16 protein-coding genes and 1 pseudogene are annotated in these 16,674 nt (G+C 67.9%); 7 read left to right on the top strand and 10 right to left on the bottom strand.

Annotated features, from left to right (window positions below; all coding sequences use genetic code 11):
• The first annotated feature begins 79 nt into the window (after positions 1-79).
• Positions 80-454 carry a VOC family protein gene (locus VLK61_RS04520; protein WP_325418728.1) on the top strand — a complete coding sequence of 125 codons (375 nt, stop codon included), beginning with the start codon at positions 80-82 and terminating at the stop codon, positions 452-454.
• A gap of 102 nt (positions 455-556) precedes the next feature.
• Here the strand turns inward: VLK61_RS04520 and VLK61_RS04515 are convergent.
• The 10 genes and pseudogenes from VLK61_RS04515 to VLK61_RS04470 form a co-directional block, all read right to left on the bottom strand.
• Positions 557-736 (bottom strand): annotated as a pseudogene (locus VLK61_RS04515) (nucleotidyl transferase AbiEii/AbiGii toxin family protein); the annotation flags it as partial.
• Positions 737-758: 22 nt separating this feature from the next.
• Positions 759-1,241, bottom strand: coding sequence for a helix-turn-helix transcriptional regulator (locus VLK61_RS04510; protein WP_325418727.1), 483 nt, complete (start codon positions 1,239-1,241; stop codon positions 759-761).
• 97 nt (positions 1,242-1,338) lie between these two features.
• The gene (gene pssA / locus VLK61_RS04505; protein WP_325418725.1) at positions 1,339-1,956 is read right to left on the bottom strand and encodes a CDP-diacylglycerol--serine O-phosphatidyltransferase; all 618 of its coding nucleotides are present in this window, start codon (positions 1,954-1,956) and stop codon (positions 1,339-1,341) included.
• 65 nt (positions 1,957-2,021) lie between these two features.
• Positions 2,022-2,939, bottom strand: coding sequence for an SMP-30/gluconolactonase/LRE family protein (locus VLK61_RS04500; protein WP_325418723.1), 918 nt, complete (start codon positions 2,937-2,939; stop codon positions 2,022-2,024).
• Complete coding sequence (yjfF, locus tag VLK61_RS04495) at positions 2,936-3,934, bottom strand: galactofuranose ABC transporter, permease protein YjfF (protein ID WP_325418721.1); 999 nt, start codon at positions 3,932-3,934, stop codon at positions 2,936-2,938. The genes VLK61_RS04500 and yjfF overlap by 4 nt, the downstream gene beginning before the upstream one ends.
• A complete protein-coding gene (locus tag VLK61_RS04490) occupies positions 3,931-5,016 on the bottom strand; it encodes an ABC transporter permease (protein ID WP_325418719.1) in 1,086 nt (361 codons plus the stop codon). Before VLK61_RS04490 ends, yjfF begins: the two co-directional genes overlap by 4 nt.
• Positions 5,016-6,539, bottom strand: coding sequence for a sugar ABC transporter ATP-binding protein (locus tag VLK61_RS04485; RefSeq protein ID WP_325418718.1), 1,524 nt, complete (start codon positions 6,537-6,539; stop codon positions 5,016-5,018). The genes VLK61_RS04490 and VLK61_RS04485 overlap by 1 nt, the downstream gene beginning before the upstream one ends.
• An 18-nt stretch (positions 6,540-6,557) precedes the next feature.
• The gene (locus tag VLK61_RS04480; RefSeq protein ID WP_325418716.1) at positions 6,558-7,514 is read right to left on the bottom strand and encodes an ABC transporter substrate-binding protein; all 957 of its coding nucleotides are present in this window, start codon (positions 7,512-7,514) and stop codon (positions 6,558-6,560) included.
• Positions 7,515-7,597: 83 nt separating this feature from the next.
• Entirely contained in the window at positions 7,598-8,704 is a 1,107-nt protein-coding gene (locus VLK61_RS04475) for an aldose epimerase family protein (protein WP_325418714.1), read from the bottom strand.
• A gap of 13 nt (positions 8,705-8,717) precedes the next feature.
• A complete protein-coding gene (locus VLK61_RS04470; RefSeq protein ID WP_325418712.1) occupies positions 8,718-9,497 on the bottom strand; it encodes an SDR family NAD(P)-dependent oxidoreductase in 780 nt (259 codons plus the stop codon).
• A 159-nt stretch (positions 9,498-9,656) separates the two neighbouring features.
• Between VLK61_RS04470 and chvE the strand changes: the two genes are divergently transcribed.
• From chvE to VLK61_RS04440, 6 genes are all read left to right on the top strand, one after another.
• A complete protein-coding gene (gene chvE / locus VLK61_RS04465) occupies positions 9,657-10,727 on the top strand; it encodes a multiple monosaccharide ABC transporter substrate-binding protein (RefSeq protein WP_325418711.1) in 1,071 nt (356 codons plus the stop codon).
• Positions 10,728-10,759: 32 nt separating this feature from the next.
• The gene (gene mmsA, locus VLK61_RS04460; protein ID WP_325418729.1) at positions 10,760-12,304 is read left to right on the top strand and encodes a multiple monosaccharide ABC transporter ATP-binding protein; all 1,545 of its coding nucleotides are present in this window, start codon (positions 10,760-10,762) and stop codon (positions 12,302-12,304) included.
• A complete protein-coding gene (gene mmsB / locus VLK61_RS04455) occupies positions 12,305-13,474 on the top strand; it encodes a multiple monosaccharide ABC transporter permease (protein ID WP_325418709.1) in 1,170 nt (389 codons plus the stop codon).
• Complete coding sequence (locus VLK61_RS04450; RefSeq protein ID WP_325418707.1) at positions 13,474-14,217, top strand: FadR/GntR family transcriptional regulator; 744 nt, start codon at positions 13,474-13,476, stop codon at positions 14,215-14,217. Before mmsB ends, VLK61_RS04450 begins: the two co-directional genes overlap by 1 nt.
• 112 nt (positions 14,218-14,329) lie before the next feature.
• Positions 14,330-15,085 carry a sulfite exporter TauE/SafE family protein gene (locus VLK61_RS04445; protein WP_325418705.1) on the top strand — a complete coding sequence of 252 codons (756 nt, stop codon included), beginning with the start codon at positions 14,330-14,332 and terminating at the stop codon, positions 15,083-15,085.
• 30 nt (positions 15,086-15,115) lie between these two features.
• Positions 15,116-16,674, top strand: a 1,559-nt coding sequence (locus VLK61_RS04440; RefSeq protein WP_325418703.1) for a TonB C-terminal domain-containing protein, incomplete at its 3' end; no start/stop codon positions are given.

Genomic DNA, 16,674 nt, shown 5'->3' with positions numbered 1-16,674 from the left:
GCCTGGCCACCGTGCTGTGCGGCAGCAACCTCACGCAAGACCAGGTGGCCCGCTGGCTGCTGTGAAGAAGGAACAGACCATGATCGATCACGTCTCGCTCGGCACCGCGCGCTATGCGCAGGCCGTGGCGTTCTACCAGCGCGCGCTGGCCCCCTTGGGCTTCAGCCTGCTGCGCGACACCGGCGCCGAAGCCGCGTTCGGCACGCCCGAGCGCTGGTGCTTCTTTCTGTACCCGGTGCCGGACGGTGAACCGGTGACGGCCCGCGGCCTGCACCTGGCCTTCGGCGCGGCGTCACGCGCCGAGGTCGCTGCCGTGCACCAGGCGGCGCTGGCCGCGACGGCACAAGACCTGTTCACGCCACGTGAGCGGCCGGACATCAGCGCCACCTACTTCGGCGCGATGTTCCTGGACCTGGACGGGCACCGCATCGAGGTGGTGACGAACGCGGATTGAGCCGTCAAATGTCGCAGCCTGTTCAACTGCCGTGAGGCGGCAGGGATTCGAGAAACTGCACCGCACGAGCGGCGGCCTCATCAAAAATTGCGGGTCGGGAACGAAAATGTCGATGTCTTTGCTTCGGCGATGTTGGTGGCGAAGCATCAGCACCGTCCCGCCACCCAGCGTCCAGAACGGTTCGTGTACGCCATGTGCACTGACTTCATCCAGCAGGCGAAATGCGTGCCCGAGCAATTCGCGCCAGGGGCCGCCCGGCAAGCGGCGAGGCCGGCCTGTCATGCTCGCGCGGCGGCAGCAGACATCAGGCCCAGACCGGGCGCGGCGAATGCAGCTCGTGCGCCCACCGCACGAGGTTCTGCCAGATGCGCTTCGGCGGTACCTGGCCCCGCTCGGCCGCCTCTTCGACGGCAGACACGATCAGCGGCATCGGCGCTTCGTCCAGGAGCGTCGCCACCTGGGGCATCAGGGCCGCAGGCAGATCACCGGATGTCATGGCCCTGGCCAACTGGCCCGCATCGAGCGCCGCCTTGTAGCTGACGCTGGCCGTGCGGCTGGCCATCAGCAGGGCGCGGCGTGGGCGGCCACGCCTGCCGGCCTCGAATTGCAGGCCTACCAGATCCATCAGGGTGGCCAGCTTGGCGACGCCGAGGTCGACCAGCGCGCCTGTTTCGAGCTGATTGATGGTGGCTCGGGACAGCCCGGCCATCTTCGCCAGCCGCTCCTGCGAAAGGCCCAAGGCATCGCGCCGCTCGTGCACCAGCAGGCCAAGTTCGCGCAGATTCATGGTGGATCGCCTCAGCAGGATCAACAGGAATATGTCAAATATACTCGACAATTATTGTCTGATCCGGGCGATCGGGAAGGGCTTCGTGCCACCCGGTTCAGATCTTCGGAATCCGGATGCGGCTGATCATCAGCGAGCCCGACACGGCAAAGATCAGCACCAGCGGGTGCAGCGTGAAGCCGGCGATCCTGGTCGAGCCGAACCACAGCTGCTCGCCCAGGGCGCCCTGCATCGCGGCCACTGCCAGCACCATCACCAGCAGCAGCGAGGTCGGGATGGGCGTGCCTTCGAAGTACTTGACCTTGTCGCCGCCCTCGCTGAGCTTTTCGGCGGTGACGTTGTAGCGCGCCAACCGCGACACGCCGCAGGCGACGAAGAACACCAGCACGATGCGGTCGTACAGGCCCTGCATGCCGCAGCCATAGGCAATGGCCGCCGGCGCCACGCCGAAGGAGATGATGTCGGCCAGCGAATCCAGCTCACGCCCCATCGCCGAGCTGCGCTGGCGCCAGCGCGCGATGCGGCCGTCCAGCACGTCGAACACCAGTGCCAGCGGAATCAGGCCGCAGGCGAAGTAGATGTGCAGCACCTCGCGCGTCTGCAGGTAGGTCATCACCGAAAACAGCGCGCCGACGCCGCAGAAGGCATTGGCCAGCGTGATCCAGTCGGCGAGGTGGAACTCGCGGATCATCGAAAACGGTTTGGGTCGGTCCATGGCGCGAGGATAGTGCAAGCCGCGCAGAGTCGGCGATCGACCGACGCGGCATGCGAACGAATCGGTCACCCGCCGAAGCGCTGGGCCTCCACCCCCGGCACGTCCATCGCCACCGCAAACAGCCCGCCGGCCAGCGGCTCGGCTTGCAGCTGCTCGGGCGTCAGGCCGAAGCGGGCACTGCTGACGTACAAAGTACGCAGGTCGGGCCCGCCGAAGGCGCAGTTGGTGATGTGGCGGGTCGGCAGCGTGATGCGCGCCAGTTCGGCGGCACTCACCGGGTCGTGGCAGCTGACGCAGGCGCCGCCCCAGTGGGCGATCCACAGGTTGCCGGCGGCGTCGCGTGTCAGGCCGTCGGGCAGGCCGTCGCCGGCGGCGAAGCGCAGCCACAGGCGCGGGCGGCTCATCGCGCCGGAGTCGGGGTCGAAATCCCAGCAGCGGATGCAGCCCTTGGCGGTGTCGTTGACATAGATCGTGCGGCCGTCGGCCGACCAGGCCGGGCCGTTGGTGACCACGAAGCGCAGGTTGTGCCGCACGCAGGCGCCGTCGGCGCTGTAGGCGTACAGCGCGCCGGTGGGTTCGACGCAATTGAAGTCCATGGTGCCACCCCAAAAGCGGCCGCGCGCGTCGCAGTTGCCGTCGTTGAAGCGGTTGCCGGCGGGTTCTTCCGGCGGCTGGTGCAGCAGGCGCGGCGCGACTTCGGGCCGCGCCGGGTCGAACAGCGCAAAACCGCGCCGCAGCGTCACCAGCAGGTCGGGGCTGCCATGGCATTCGGCGACGGCCGAGATCTCCTCGCCGAAAGTCCAGCTGCTGCGTGCGCCGTCGGCCGGGCGGTAGCGGTGCAAATGGCGGTCCAGGATGTCGACCCAGTACAGCGCCTGTTCGCGCACCGACCAGCGCGTGCCTTCGCCCAGCACGGCATTGGCCGGCCAAACACACGAAACTACGCCGGAAACCGCGCCGGACACGGCGGAGGATGCGCTCATCGTCGTTTCGCCTCGAACAGGCGCTGCAGCAGGCAGGAGACGAAGAGTAGACCGCCAATCACGATGCGTGTCCACCAGGAACTGAGCGTGCCGTCAAAACTGATCAGCGTCTGGATCACGCCCAGGATCAGCACGCCGAACAGCGTACCGACGACATAGCCCACGCCGCCCGACAGCAGCGTGCCGCCGATCACCACCGCGGCGATGGCGTCCAGCTCCAGCCCCACCGCATGCAGGCCGTAGCCCGACAGCATATAGAAGGTGAACACCACGCCGGCCAGCGCCGAGCAGAAACCGCTGAAGGTGTAGACGAGCACGGTGGTGCGCGCCACCGGCAGGCCCATCAGCACCGCCGAGGCTTCGCTGCCGCCTATCGCGTAAACGGTGCGGCCGAACGCCGTGCCATGGGCCAGGAAGATGCCCAGGCCCAGCACGGCCAGCGCCAGCAGCGCGCCGACGGTCAGCGATGCTGTTTCACCGAACAGCGGAATGCGCGCCTGCGCAATCTCGGTGTAGCCGGCGTCGGTGATGCTGATCGAATCGATGCTGATCAGGTAACACAGCCCACGCGCCAGGAACATGCCGGCCAGCGTGACGATGAAGGGCTGCAGCCGGAAGCGCTGGATCAGCCAGCCCATCAGCGCGCCAAAGGCCGTGCCGATGGCCAGCACCACGGGAATGGCCGACGCGGCGTTCCAGTGCCAGCGCTCGACCAGCGCGGCCGAGACCATCGTCGTCAGCGCGATCACCGAGCCCACCGACAGATCGATGCCGCCGGAGAGGATCACGAAGCTCATGCCGACACCGATGATCAGCAGGAAGGCGTTGTCGATCAACAGGTTCAGAAAGACCTGCGGCGAAAAGAAGCCGCCGTAGGCGAAGGAGCCATAGCCGGCGGCGAGCGCGAACACCGCGATGGCGCCGAGCACCGGCACGTAGCGGGCATCGATGCTGCGGGCGGGGCCGATCGGGGCGCTGGTTCCGGCAGCGATCATCGCGGCAGCTCCTTGGAGACACGGGGTGCCGACTCGACGGCAGCTGCAGGCAGAGGCTTGCGCTGCACCCAGCCGCGCAGCGCGGCGCGGAACTCGGCCGACTGCAGCAGCATCACGACGAACACCACCGCGGCCTTGACCACCAGGTTGATCTCGGGCGGCACGCCGATCGAATAGATCGTCGATGTCAGGGTCTGGATGATCAGCGCGCCCAGCACGCTGCCGGCCAGGCTGAAGCGGCCGCCGGTGAGCAGCGTGCCGCCCAGCGTTACCGCGAGGATGGCATCCAGCTCCATCAGCATGCCGGCGTTGTTGCCGTCGGCGCTCTTGACGTTGGAGCTGATCAGCAAGCCGGCGACACCGGCGGCGACACCGCAGAAGACATAGACGCAGACGGTGATCAGCCGCTCCGGCAGCCCGGCCAGGCGCGATGCCGCCGGGTTGATGCCGATGGCCTGGATGAACAGGCCCAGCGCCGTGCGGGTGCACAGCAGATGCAGCGCGGCCCACACGGCGGCCGCGATGAACACCGCGAAGGGCAGGCCCAGCAGGAAGCCGTTGCCGAGGAAGAAGTAGGGCGCGTAGTAGACGGTGATGATCTGCCCGCCGGTGAGCAGCTGCGCCACGCCGCGGCCGGCCACCATCAGGATCAGCGTGGCGATGATGGGCTGCATGCCCACGCGCGCCACCAGCAGGCCGTTCCACAGCCCGCACAGCGCCGCGGCGCCCAGCGCGGCAACGATCGCCAGGCCCATCGGCACACGGCTGACGTAGGTCTGCACGCCGTCCTTGACGACCAGGTCGCCGCCGATCAGCAGCGCCGCGGTGGCCGCGGCAATTGCCACCACCGCGCCGACCGAGATGTCGATGCCGCGCGTGGCGATCACCAGCGTCATGCCCAATGCCACCACGGCCAGCGGCGCCGCGCGATTCAGGATGTCGATCACGCTGCCGTAGAGATGGCCGTCACGCCACTGCAGCTGCCAGAAGCCGGGGTTGAAACCGGCATTGACGGCCAGCAGCAGCAGCAGCGTGCAGGCCGGCCAGAACAAGCGGTGCGAAACGATGCGGGACAGGCTCATCAGGACCCCGCTGCAATGAGCTGATAGACGGCGTGTTCGCTGCTGTCGCCCGGCAACTCGCCGACCTTGCTGCGGTCGCGCAGCACGACGATGCGGTCGGACACGCGCACCACCTCGTCCATCTCCGACGAGATGAACAGCACGGCCAGCCCGCCGCGCGCCAGGTCGAGGATGCGGTTCATGATGTCCTGCTTGGCTGCGACGTCGATGCCGCGGGTCGGTTCGTCGAGTATCAGCAGCGTGGGTTCGGTGGCCAGCCAGCGGCCGAGCACGGCCTTCTGCTGGTTGCCGCCGGACAGGCGCGCGATAGGTGTTTCGCTGTCCGCCGTCTTGATGCCCAGCAGCTGAATGAAGCGCGTGGCGATCTCATCCTGCTGCGTGCGGCTCAGCGCGCGCCAGACGCCCTGGCGGGCCTGCAGTGCCAGCACCAGGTTCTCGCGCACCGAGAGTTCGCCGACGATGCCTTCGACCTTGCGCTCTTCCGGGCACAGCGCCAGGCCGTGGCGGATGGCCTGGGCGGGGCTGGTCAGGCGCAGCGGCACGCCGGCCAGCCGCAGCTCGCCGCTGTCGGCGCGGTCCAGGCCGAACAGCAGGCGCGCGAGTTCGGTGCGGCCCGAGCCCAGCAAGCCGCCGACCCCCACCACCTCGCCGCGGCGCAGCGTCAGGTCCAGCGGCCGCAGCTGGCCGCGTCGGCCCAGCCCGGTGGCCTGCAGCAAGGGTGGTGCGTCCTCGGGCACCGTGCCTGCCGCATCACGTGCGCCCGCCTTGCCCACCGCCTCGCCCAGTTCACGCCCGACCATCGCGCGGATCAGCGCCTGCGGCGGCAGCTCGGCCTTCAGGTACTCGCCGACCCGCTCGCCGTTGCGCAGCACGGTGATGCGGTCGCACACCGCGTACATCTGCTGGAGGAAATGCGTGACGAAGAGGATCGCCATGCCCTCGTCGCGCAGCCGGCGCATCACCTCGAACAGGCGCTGCACTTCTTCTTCATCGAGGCTGGAGGTCGGCTCGTCGAGGATCAGCACCCGCGCCTTCACGCTCAACGCGCGGGCGATCGCGACCATCTGCTGCACAGCGACCGAATAGCTGGACAACAGCCGCGTGACGTCGATGTCCAGGTGCAGCCGGGCCAGCAGCGCGCGCGCGTCGGCCTGCATGCGCTGCCAGTCGATGCGCCACAGGCCGGCCGCGCCTTTTCGGGGGTAGCGGCCGGCGAAGATGTTCTCGGCCACCGACAGGTTGGGGCACAGGTTCACCTCCTGGTACACCGTGCTGATGCCCAGCTGCTGCGCCGCCGCCGGCGTGGCCGGCTGCACGACGCGGCCCTGCAGGCAGAGCTCGCCGCTGTCGGGCGCGTAGACCCCCGTCAGCAGCTTGATCAGCGTCGACTTGCCGGCGCCGTTCTGCCCCATCAGTGCGTGGATCTCGCCGGCGAACAGGCGGAAATCCACCTGCTGCAAGGCGAGCACACCGGTGAACGCGCGGCTCAAGGCCCGCGCTTCGAGGACGACTTCTGAACTCACCCTGCGATCAATCCTGGATCAGTATTTCCGCTTGGGGAATTCTTTGGCCGCCACTTCCATCGGGAACACGCCCTCTTCGGTGACGATGCGCTTGGGCAAGGTCTTGCCGGCCTTCAGGTCCTTCACCGCCTGCATCAGCTGCGGCCCGAGCAACGGGCTGCACTCGACGCTGACATTGAGCTTGCCGGCGATCATCGCCTCGAAGGCGCCCTTCACGGCGTCGATCGAGATGATGATGATGTCCTTGGCCGGCTTCAGCCCCGCTTCTTCGATGGCCTGGATCGCGCCGATCGCCATGTCGTCGTTGTGCGCGTAGAGCACATTGATCTTCTTGCCCTCGGCCTTCAGGAAGGCTTCCATCACCTCCTTGCCCTTGGCGCGGGTGAAGTCGCCGGTCTGCGAGCGGATGATCTTGAAGCGCGGGTCGGCCTTGATGACTTCCTCGAAGCCCTTCTTGCGGTCGATCGCCGGTGCCGAGCCCACGGTGCCCTGCAGCTCGACGATGTTGACCGTGCCGGTGCCGCCCTTCATCTTGTCGACCAGCCAGCGCCCGGCGCGGCGGCCTTCTTCGACGAAGTCCGAGCCCATGAAGCTGACCCACAGGCTGTCGTCCTTCTCGTCGACCGCGCGGTCCGACAGGATCACCGGGATCTTCGCCGCCTTGGCCTCGCGCAGCACCGTGCCCCAGCCGGACTGCACCACCGGCGAGAAGGCGATCACGTCGACCTTCTGCGCAATGAACGAGCGGATGGCCTTGATCTGGTTTTCCTGCTTCTGCTGCGCATCGGAGAACTTCAACTCGATGCCGGCGTCCTTGGCCGATGACTTGATGGATTCGGTGTTCGCGGTGCGCCATTCACTCTCGGCGCCGACCTGGGCGAAGCCCAGCGTGATCTTGCCCTGCGCAAAAGCGGCCGGGATCGGCAGGCCGGCGGCCAGCATCGCGGCGAGAACGGTTCTTCTTTGACTGTGCATGTGCTATCTCCTTCAAGGGTGAGCGAGCGCCCGGGATCCGTCGGCCAGCCTGGGCCGCGCAAACCTCGGTGGGTGGGGAAAACCTAGCGCCGCGGCAGCAGGCCGAAGCGGTGGACGGTGCTGCTGCGGAACATGTCACCGGGCCGCAGCAGGGTGCTCGGGACATCGGGCCAATGGGCTCTGTCGGCCATGTGGGGTGCGTTGGGCGGGTGCTGGGTTTCCAGGCACAGCCCGTCGCCCTGCCGGTAGACCTGGCCGCCGGAGCCGACCAGGCTGCCATCGAGGAAATTGCCGGAATAGAACTGCAGGCCGGGCTCGGTGGTCTCGATCTCGAGCACGCGGCCCGAGCCGGGGTCGACCAGGCGCGCGGCGAAGGCCATGGCATGGTCATCGGCGCGGTCCAGCACCCAGTGGTGGTCGTAGCCGCGCGCACGCACGATCTGCGGGTGCGCATCGCGCAGGCGCGCGCCGATGCGGGTGGACTCGCGGAAGTCGAAGGGCGTGCCGGCGACATCGGCCAGCGCCTCGGGGATCAGCGTGGCATCGACAGCGGCGAATCGGCTGGCGGCCAGCGTGAGCCGATGGTCCAGCACGCTGCCGCCGCCGGCGAGGTTGAAGTAGTCGTGGTGGGTGAGGTTGATTACCGTCGTGCGATCGGTGCTGGCCTGGTAGTCGATGCGCCAGCAGTTGTCGGTGGTCAGCGTGTAGCGCACGCGCACGTCCAGCTGGCCGGGGTAGCCTTCTTCGCCGTCGGCACTGCGGTAGTTCAGCTGCAGCGCGAGGCTGCCGTCGCGCGCCGCCGGCAGCGGCGTGATGGGCCAGAAGCGCGTGCCGAAACCGCCGGGGCCGCCGTGCAGGGCGTTGGGTCCATCGTTGAGGCTCAAGGGGTGAGCCACCCCGTCGATCACCAGCCGGCCGCCGGCGATGCGGTTGGCATGCCGGCCGACGATGGTGCCGAAGTGCGGGTTGCGCGCCACGTAGTCGTCCAGCGTCGGCAAGCCCAGCACGACGTTGGCGCTGCGACCGTCGCGATCAGGGCAAAGGATTGCTGTGACGATGCCACCCAGGTTGATCGCCGACAGGCGCAGGCCCGCGCCGTTGTCCAGCGTGTACTCGGTCACCGCGCGGCCGTCGGGCAGCGTGCCGAAGTCCCGGCGGGTGATGCCAGGCGATGCCGTCGCTTCGTTCACCACGGTGCCGTGCTCAAGTCCACCCGCCGTCGACGACGAAGTCCTGCGCGGTGCACATCGCGCTGTCGTCGGCGGCCAGGAACAGCGCCATGCTGGCGATGTGCGTGGCCAGCAAGGGCTGGTTGATGCACTGGCCGCGGGCGATCTCTTCGCGGCTGGCCTCGTCGACCCACAGGCGCAGCTGCTTGTCGGTCATCACCCAGCCCGGCACGAGGGTGTTGACACGGATGTTGAACGGCCCGAAGTCGCGCGCCAGGCTGCGCGTGAGCCCCTGCACCGCGGCCTTCGACGTGGTGTAGGCTGGCATGCCGCCTTGCTTCAACTTCCAGCTGATCGAGCCGAAGTTGACGATGCTGCCGCCGCCGGCCGCGCGCATGTCCGGGCACACCGCCTTGGCGGCGAAGAACTGGTGCTTCAGGTTCACCGCGATGCCGGCATCCCAGCTCTCGGCGGTGGTGGTCTCGATGCTGTGACGCTTGTCGTTGGCGGCGTTGTTCAGCAGCACGGTGATCGGGCCGACGTGGTCGCGCACGCGGTTCACCGCGGCGTCCAGCGCGGCGATGTCGGTCAGGTCGGCGGCGACGAACAGCGGCGGCACTTCGGCGGTGGCGGCCAGCGTGTCGGCCCAGGCCGCGCCGGCCGCGGCATCGATGTCGATGAAACCGACGCGGGCCCCTTGCGCCGCGAACTGCTCGACCAGCGTGGCCCCGATGCCGGTGGCCCCGCCGGTGATCAGGACCCCCCGACCCCGCAGGCTGGGATAACGGGCCAAAGAAGGGGCAAGCAAAGACATTGAAGTTCCGTTGTGGCTGATTTAGTCATACTAAAAGCCATGGCTTCCGATAGAAATAGGGTTTGTACCGGGGAGTCTGAAAATAAAAGCATACTTTATGATCGCTGCTCAGCGCGAATCAAGATTCCCCCGCAGCCGCGCACTTCCGGAGACACCACCATGCAACGTCAGCACTTCATTCGCTTCGGCCTCGCCGCGGCGGCACTCAGCCTCACGCTCGCCGGCCCGGCCCAGGCGCAGGACAAGGGCAGCGTCGGTGTCTCGATGCCGACCAAGTCGTCGGCACGCTGGATCTCCGACGGCGACAGCATGGTCAAGAGCCTGAAGGACAAGGGCTACAAGGCCGACCTGCAGTACGCCGAGGACGACATCCCGAACCAGCTGGCGCAGATCGAGAACATGATCACCAAGAAGGTCAAGGTGCTGGTGATCGCGGCGATCGACGGCACCACGCTGTCCAACGCGCTGCAGAAGGCGGCCGACAGCGGCATCAAGGTCATCGCCTACGACCGGCTGATCAAGGGCTCGAAGAACGTCGACTACTACGCCACCTTCGACAACTTCCAGGTCGGCGTGCTGCAGGCCACGTCCATCGTCGACAAGCTGGGCCTCAAGCAGGGCAAGGGCCCGTTCAACATCGAACTCTTCGGCGGCTCGCCGGACGACAACAACGCCTTCTTCTTCTACGACGGCGCGATGTCGGTGCTGAAGCCCTACATCGACAGCGGCAAGCTGGTGGTGCGCAGCAAGCAGATGGGCATGCAGAAGGTCGGCACGCTGCGCTGGGACGGTGCGGTGGCGCAGGCGCGCATGGACAACCTCCTCAGCGCCTACTACGGCAATGCCCGCGTCGACGCGGTGTTGTCGCCGTATGACGGGCTGTCGATCGGCATCCTGTCCTCGCTCAAGGGCGTGGGCTACGGCACGCCGAAGCAGCCGATGCCGGTGGTCAGCGGGCAGGACGCCGAGGTGCCGTCGATCAAGTCGATGCTGCGCGGCGAGCAGAGCTCGACGGTGTTCAAGGACACGCGTGAACTGGCCAAGGTCACCGTCAACATGATCGACGCGATGCTCTCCGGCAAGGCGCCGGAGATCAACGACACCAAGACCTACAACAACGGCGTCAAGGTCGTGCCGTCCTACCTGCTGAAGCCGGTCAGCGTGGACTCCGGCAACTGGAAAGAGGTTCTCGTCGGCAGCGGCTACTACAAAGAATCCCAGCTGAAGTGAGCGGGGGCGCGGTGGTGCACAGCCTGCTGGAGATGCGCGGCATCACCAAGTCCTTCCCCGGTGTCAATGCGCTGGACGATGTGAACCTGGTGGTGCGCGCCGGCGAGATCCATGCGGTGGTCGGCGAAAACGGCGCCGGCAAGTCGACGCTGATGAAGGTGCTGAGCGGCGTCTACCCGCATGGCAGCTACAGCGGGCAGATCCATTTCGACGGGCAGGAGCGCCACTTCCGCGGCATCCGCGACAGTGAACACGCCGGCATCATCATCATCCACCAGGAGCTGGCGCTGGTGCCGCTGCTGTCGATCGCCGAGAACATCTTCCTCGGCAACGAACGCGCGCGCTTCGGCGTGATCGACTGGTTCGCGGCCTTCGCGCAGACGCAGGTATTGCTGCGCAAGGTGGGGCTGAATGCCTCGCCGCGCACGCTGATCACCGACCTGGGCGTCGGCCAGCAGCAGCTGGTGGAGATTGCCAAGGCGCTGGCCAAGCAGGTGAAGCTGCTGATCCTGGACGAGCCGACCGCCAGCCTCAACGAGACCGACAGCGACGCGCTGCTGGCCCTGCTGCTGGAGCTGAAAGCGCAGGGCATTGCCTGCATCCTGATCTCGCACAAGCTCAATGAAGTGGCCAAGGTGGCCGATGCCATCACCGTGCTGCGCGACGGCGCCACGGTGACCACGCTGGACTGCCGGGCCGGCCCGGTCAGCGAAGACCTGGTGATCCGCCACATGGTCGGCCGCGAGATGGCCGACCGCTACCCGCGCCGCACGCCCCAGCTCGGCCCGGTGATGTTCGAGCTGAAGGACTGGCGCGTGCACCATGCGCTGCACCGCGACCGGCTGCAGATCAAGGGCGTCAACCTACAGGCGCGGCAAGGTGAGATCGTCGGCATCGCCGGGCTGATGGGCGCCGGCCGCACCGAGCTGGCGATGAGCGTGTTCGGCCAGGCCTATGGCCAGGGCATCAGCGGCGAGGTCTGGCTGCAGGGCCGGCGCGTGGACTGCAGCAGCATCAGCAAGGCGATTGCGCTGGGCCTGGCCTATGTCACCGAAGACCGCAAGGGCCTGGGCCTGGTGCTGGACAACGGCATCGCGCACAACATCAGCCTGGCGCACCTGGCCGGCGTGTCCAGCGCGGGGGTGATCGACGAAGGCCGCGAGGTCGCGGTGGCCAGCGACTACCGGCGGCGCCTGGGCATCCGCTGCGCCGGCGTGTCGCAGCCGGTGGTCAACCTGTCGGGCGGCAACCAGCAGAAGGTGGTGCTGGCCAAATGGCTGTTCGCCAAGCCGCGCGTGCTGATCCTCGACGAGCCGACACGCGGCATCGATGTCGGCGCGAAGTTCGAGATCTACACGCTGATGGCCGAGCTGGCCGCGCAAGGCCTGTGCATCGTGATGATCTCCTCGGAGATGCCCGAGTTGCTGGGCATGTGCGATCGCCTCTATGTGATGAACGAAGGCCGCTTCGTCGCCGAACTGTCGGCCGCCGAGGCCTCGCAGGAAAAGATCATGCGGGCCATCGTTTCATCCAACAACAACGCGAGTGCTGACAACGCCAGCGCGGAAAGCCCCTGAATGGCCACCACGACCTCTTATGCGGGCTACCTGAAGAGCAACCTGCGCGACTACGGCATGCTGATCTCGCTGGTCGTGATCATGGGCCTGTTCCAGTACCTGACCGACGGCACGCTGATGGAGCCGTTGAACCTGACGAACCTGGTGCTGCAGAACAGCTACATCGTGATCATGGCGCTGGGCATGCTGCTGGTCATCGTGGCCGGGCACATCGATCTGTCGGTGGGCTCGGTGGTCGGCTTCGTCGGCGCACTGGCCGCGGTGCTGATGGTGCAGTTCGAGATGCATTTCGTGCCGGCCACGCTGATCTGCCTGGCCGCCGGCGCGGCCATCGGCGCGGCGCAGGGCTTCTTCGTCGCGTTCTTCAGCATCCCGTCCTTCATCGTCACGCTGGCCGGCATGCTGGTGTTCAAGGGCCTGAGCCTGGCCTTGCTGCAGGGCCAGTCGGTCGGGCCGTTCCCCCACGTCTTCCAGCTGCTGAGCTCGGGCTTCATCCCGGACTGGTTGCACGGTGAGCGGCTTCGCCTCACCTCGCTGCTGCTCGGTGGTGTTGTCGCCGCGCTGCTGTTGTGGACCAAGTGGCGTGAGCGGGTGCAGCAGGCCCAGCACGGCATCGAGGACGAGCCCTTGCCGTTCTTCCTCGGCAAGAACCTGGTTTTCGTCGCGCTGATCCTCGGCTTCTGCGCGCTGCTGGCCTCGTACAAGGGCCTGCCCAACGTGCTGGTGGTGATGGCGCTGCTGATGCTGTTCTACGATTTCGTGACCCGCCGTACCACCTTGGGCCGGCGCATTTATGCGTTAGGCGGCAACGAAAAAGCGGCGCGGCTGTCCGGCATCAAGACCCAGTGGCTGAGCTTCTACACCTTCGTCAACATGGGCGTGCTGGCGGCAGTGGCCGGCCTGGTGTTCGCCGCGCGGCTGAACACCGCCACGCCCAAGGCCGGCACCGGCTTCGAGCTGGACGTCATCGCGGCCTGCTTCATCGGCGGCGCCTCGGCCTCGGGCGGTGTCGGCAAGGTGCTGGGCGCGGTGATCGGCGCGCTGGTGATGGGGGTGATGAACAACGGCATGTCCATCCTCGGCATCGGCATCGACTACCAGCAGGTCATCAAGGGCCTGGTGCTGCTGGCGGCGGTGTGCGTCGACGTCTACAACCGGAACAAGGCCTGATGCCCACGCAAGGCCACCGCGACTACCGCCAGCCGCCCGAGCGCAAGAGCATGCATGCGCGCATCGTGCGCGATCTGGGCATGCGCATCCTGGCCGGTGAGTTCCGCACCGGTGACCGCCTGCCGTCCGAGGCCACGCTGCTGGCCGACTACGACGTCAGCCGCCCGGTGCTGCGCGAAGCGGTGCGCGTGCTGGTGGCCAAGGGCCTGGTGCTGTCGCGCCAGCGCGCCGGCGCCACGGTGCGGCCGCGCAACGAATGGCATCTGCTGGACCCCGACGTGCTGTACTGGCTGATCCAGGCCAAGCCGCAGGGTGAATTCGTCGAGACGCTGCTGACGGTGCGCCGCATCTTCGAGCCGGCCGCGGCCGCGCTGGCGGCCAAGGTGGCCAGCGACGAAGCGCTGCAGCACGTGGCCGAGGCCTTTACCCGCATGGAAGCGGCGACCACCGCCGACGAATTGCTGGAGCCCGATCTTGCGTTCCACCGCAGCATCGCCGAGGCCACGAACAACGACCTGCTGGCCTACATCGGCACCATGCTGTCGCTGGCGCTGCGCGAATCGATCAAGCTCAGCAGCCAGCTGCCGAACACGCATGCCTTGTCGCTGCCACGGCACAAGGCCATCCTCACGGCCTTGCTGAACAGGGACCCGCTGGCGGCGCACCAGGCCACGCTGGTGCAGCTGCGCGAGACGCGGGATGACTTGTCGCTGATCCTGTCCTCGCGGCCGGATCTGGGGTGACCCCGCGCGCAGCGGCGGGATCTGGGGTGATCGCGCGCCGAGCGGCGAGGGGAGGGCGTTCTTCTTGTAGGCTCGGCGCTCGCCCCGATCCGGACCCCAACCCCGACAGCGCATGCCCGACCCCCAGTTCCTGTTCATCGCCAGCCTGGCCGCCCTGCTCGTGGGTCTGTCCAAGGGCGGCCTGCCGTCCACCGGCATCCTGGCGGTGCCTATCCTGTCGCTGCTGATCTCGCCGGTGAAGGCTGCGGCGCTGCTGCTGCCGATCTACATCGTCAGCGATGTCGTCGGCATCTGGCTCTACCGGCGTGATTTCAGTGCGCGCAACCTGAAGATCCTGATCCCCGGCGCGCTGGTCGGCATCTTCATCGGCTGGTGCCTGGCGGCCTACCTGTCCGACCGCATGGTGGGCCTGATGGTCGGCCTGCTCGGCGTGGGCTTCTGCCTGAACGTCTGGTTCGGCCCGCAGCCGCATCTGCGGGAGGTGCGGCCCGGTTCGGTGCCCAAGGGCTTGTTCTGGGGCGCGCTGTCGGGCTTCACCAGCTTCGTCTCGCATGCCGGCTCGCCGCCGTACCAGATCTATGTGCTGCCGCAGGGCCTGAGCAAGGCGGTGTTCGCCGGCACCTCGACAATCCTGTTCGCGGTGATCAACCTGGCCAAGCTGCCGCCCTACATGCAGCTGCGGCCGTATTCGATGGCCGACCTGAGCACCGCCGCGCTGCTGGTGCCCGCGGCGCTGATCGGCACCGTGCTCGGCGCCTGGCTCACCAAGCGCCTGGCCGACCGCTGGTTTTTTCGCCTGATCCAGGGCACGCTGTTCCTGATCTCCTGCAAGCTGATCTTCGAGGGCCTGCGCTCGTTGCTGGCGTAGCGGCGAATGCGGTTCACAAAGGGATCCGAGGTGCCTGCGCAAGGGCCTGACCGGGAGCCGACAAGGGCACCATCGCCGCTGGCGGCAGGCCGCACCCGGCGGCTGCGCCATCGCACGGGCTCGGAACGCAAGCGGCTGGCCTTTGCGCTGCTGCTCTCGCTGCTGATTCACGCGCTGCTGCTGAGCCTGGTCTTCGATGGCGATAGACCTGGGCTTCCGGGCTTCGGCTTCCCCTGGCGAGATCGACGGGCCGAGGTGCCCGAGTTGCGCGTGCTGATCGTGCCGATGCGGCCCACCACTGCAGAGCCAGCGATCGCGCCGGTCGCGGAGCCGCTGCCGCAGGCAGCCATCGAGCCCCCCGGCGCCGGTGAGCCGGCCCTTGCGCCAACGCCGTCTGCGGCGCCGCCCCTGCAGCGAGCGCCCGAAGCGACAACACCTTTGCGCGCCGAGGCGCCCGGTGACGCGGTGCCCGCACGGATCGCCGAGCCGGCGCTGATCGCCACGGAGCGAACCGACGAGCCCACCTTGGTCGTGCCCCCCGCGCCACCGCTGCCGATGCCCGCTATCGCAGCGGCGCCAAGCGCCTCGCGCCCGGAGCCCGTGCTGCCGACGCCTCGCGCCGCCGCTCCTGAAGCGCAGGCGCGAATCACCCAGGAAGTTCGAGAACCAGCCGCCGACCCTGCCCCTGTTGATCATGCGGAGCGGGAGGCCCAACGACAGACCGAGCAGGCGGCGGCGGCGCTGATCGAGGCGGCTCGACTGGAGACCGAACGCCAGGAGGCTGCGCGGCAGGCGGCGGCCCGGCAGGAAGCCGCGCGGCTAGAGGCTGCGCTGCAGGAGGCTGCACGTCGGGAAGCGGCGCGCGGCGAGGCCGCTCGACTGGAGACCGAGCGCCAGGAGGCCGTACGGCAGGCGGTAGCCCGGCAAGCGGCCGCACGGCAGGCGGCGATCCAGCAAGAGGCCGTGCGGCAAGAGGCGGCCCGGCAGGAGGCAGCCCAGCAGGAGGTTGCACGTCAGGAAGCCACACGGCAAGAAGCGGCCCGGCAGGAAGCTGCGCTGCAGGAGGCCGCTCGTCGGGAAGCGGCACGCCGCGAGGCCGCGCGCCAGGAGGCCTCGCGCCAGGAGGCCGAACGCCAGGAGGCCGCTCGGCAGGCCGTGGCCCGGCAAGAGGCCGCGCGCGCACAGGCCGAACAAGAGCACACGGCACGACGCGAAGCGGCGCGCCGGGCGATAGGACGCCAGCTGGATGAAGAAGCCGCCCAGCGTGAAGCCGCGGCGGCGGCAGCGCGCCCGCCCGGCACGCTGCCCTACTCCTTGAGCACCGCGCGACGAGGCCGGCTGTTCGGGCGCACCGACCCCAACGCCGAACTCATCCTGTACGCGGAAGCCTTCGCCCGCAAGATCCAGCTCAACATGACCATCGACATGGTCCGCGAAGCGGCGAAGCGGCCGCACACCGATCCCCTCGTGACGGTGGCCATTCGAAGCGACGGCTCGGTGGAGTCGGTGAGCTTCGTGGTCTCCAGTGGCGTGGCCGAGATCGATGACGCGATACGGCGCATCGTGCAAAGCCAGGTGCCCTACCCGGC

Origin of the sequence: Aquabacterium sp. (assembly GCF_035476535.1) — a bacterium.
Classification (GTDB): domain Bacteria; phylum Pseudomonadota; class Gammaproteobacteria; order Burkholderiales; family Burkholderiaceae_C; genus Pseudaquabacterium.
This window is presented reverse-complemented; position numbering and strand designations above follow the sequence as displayed.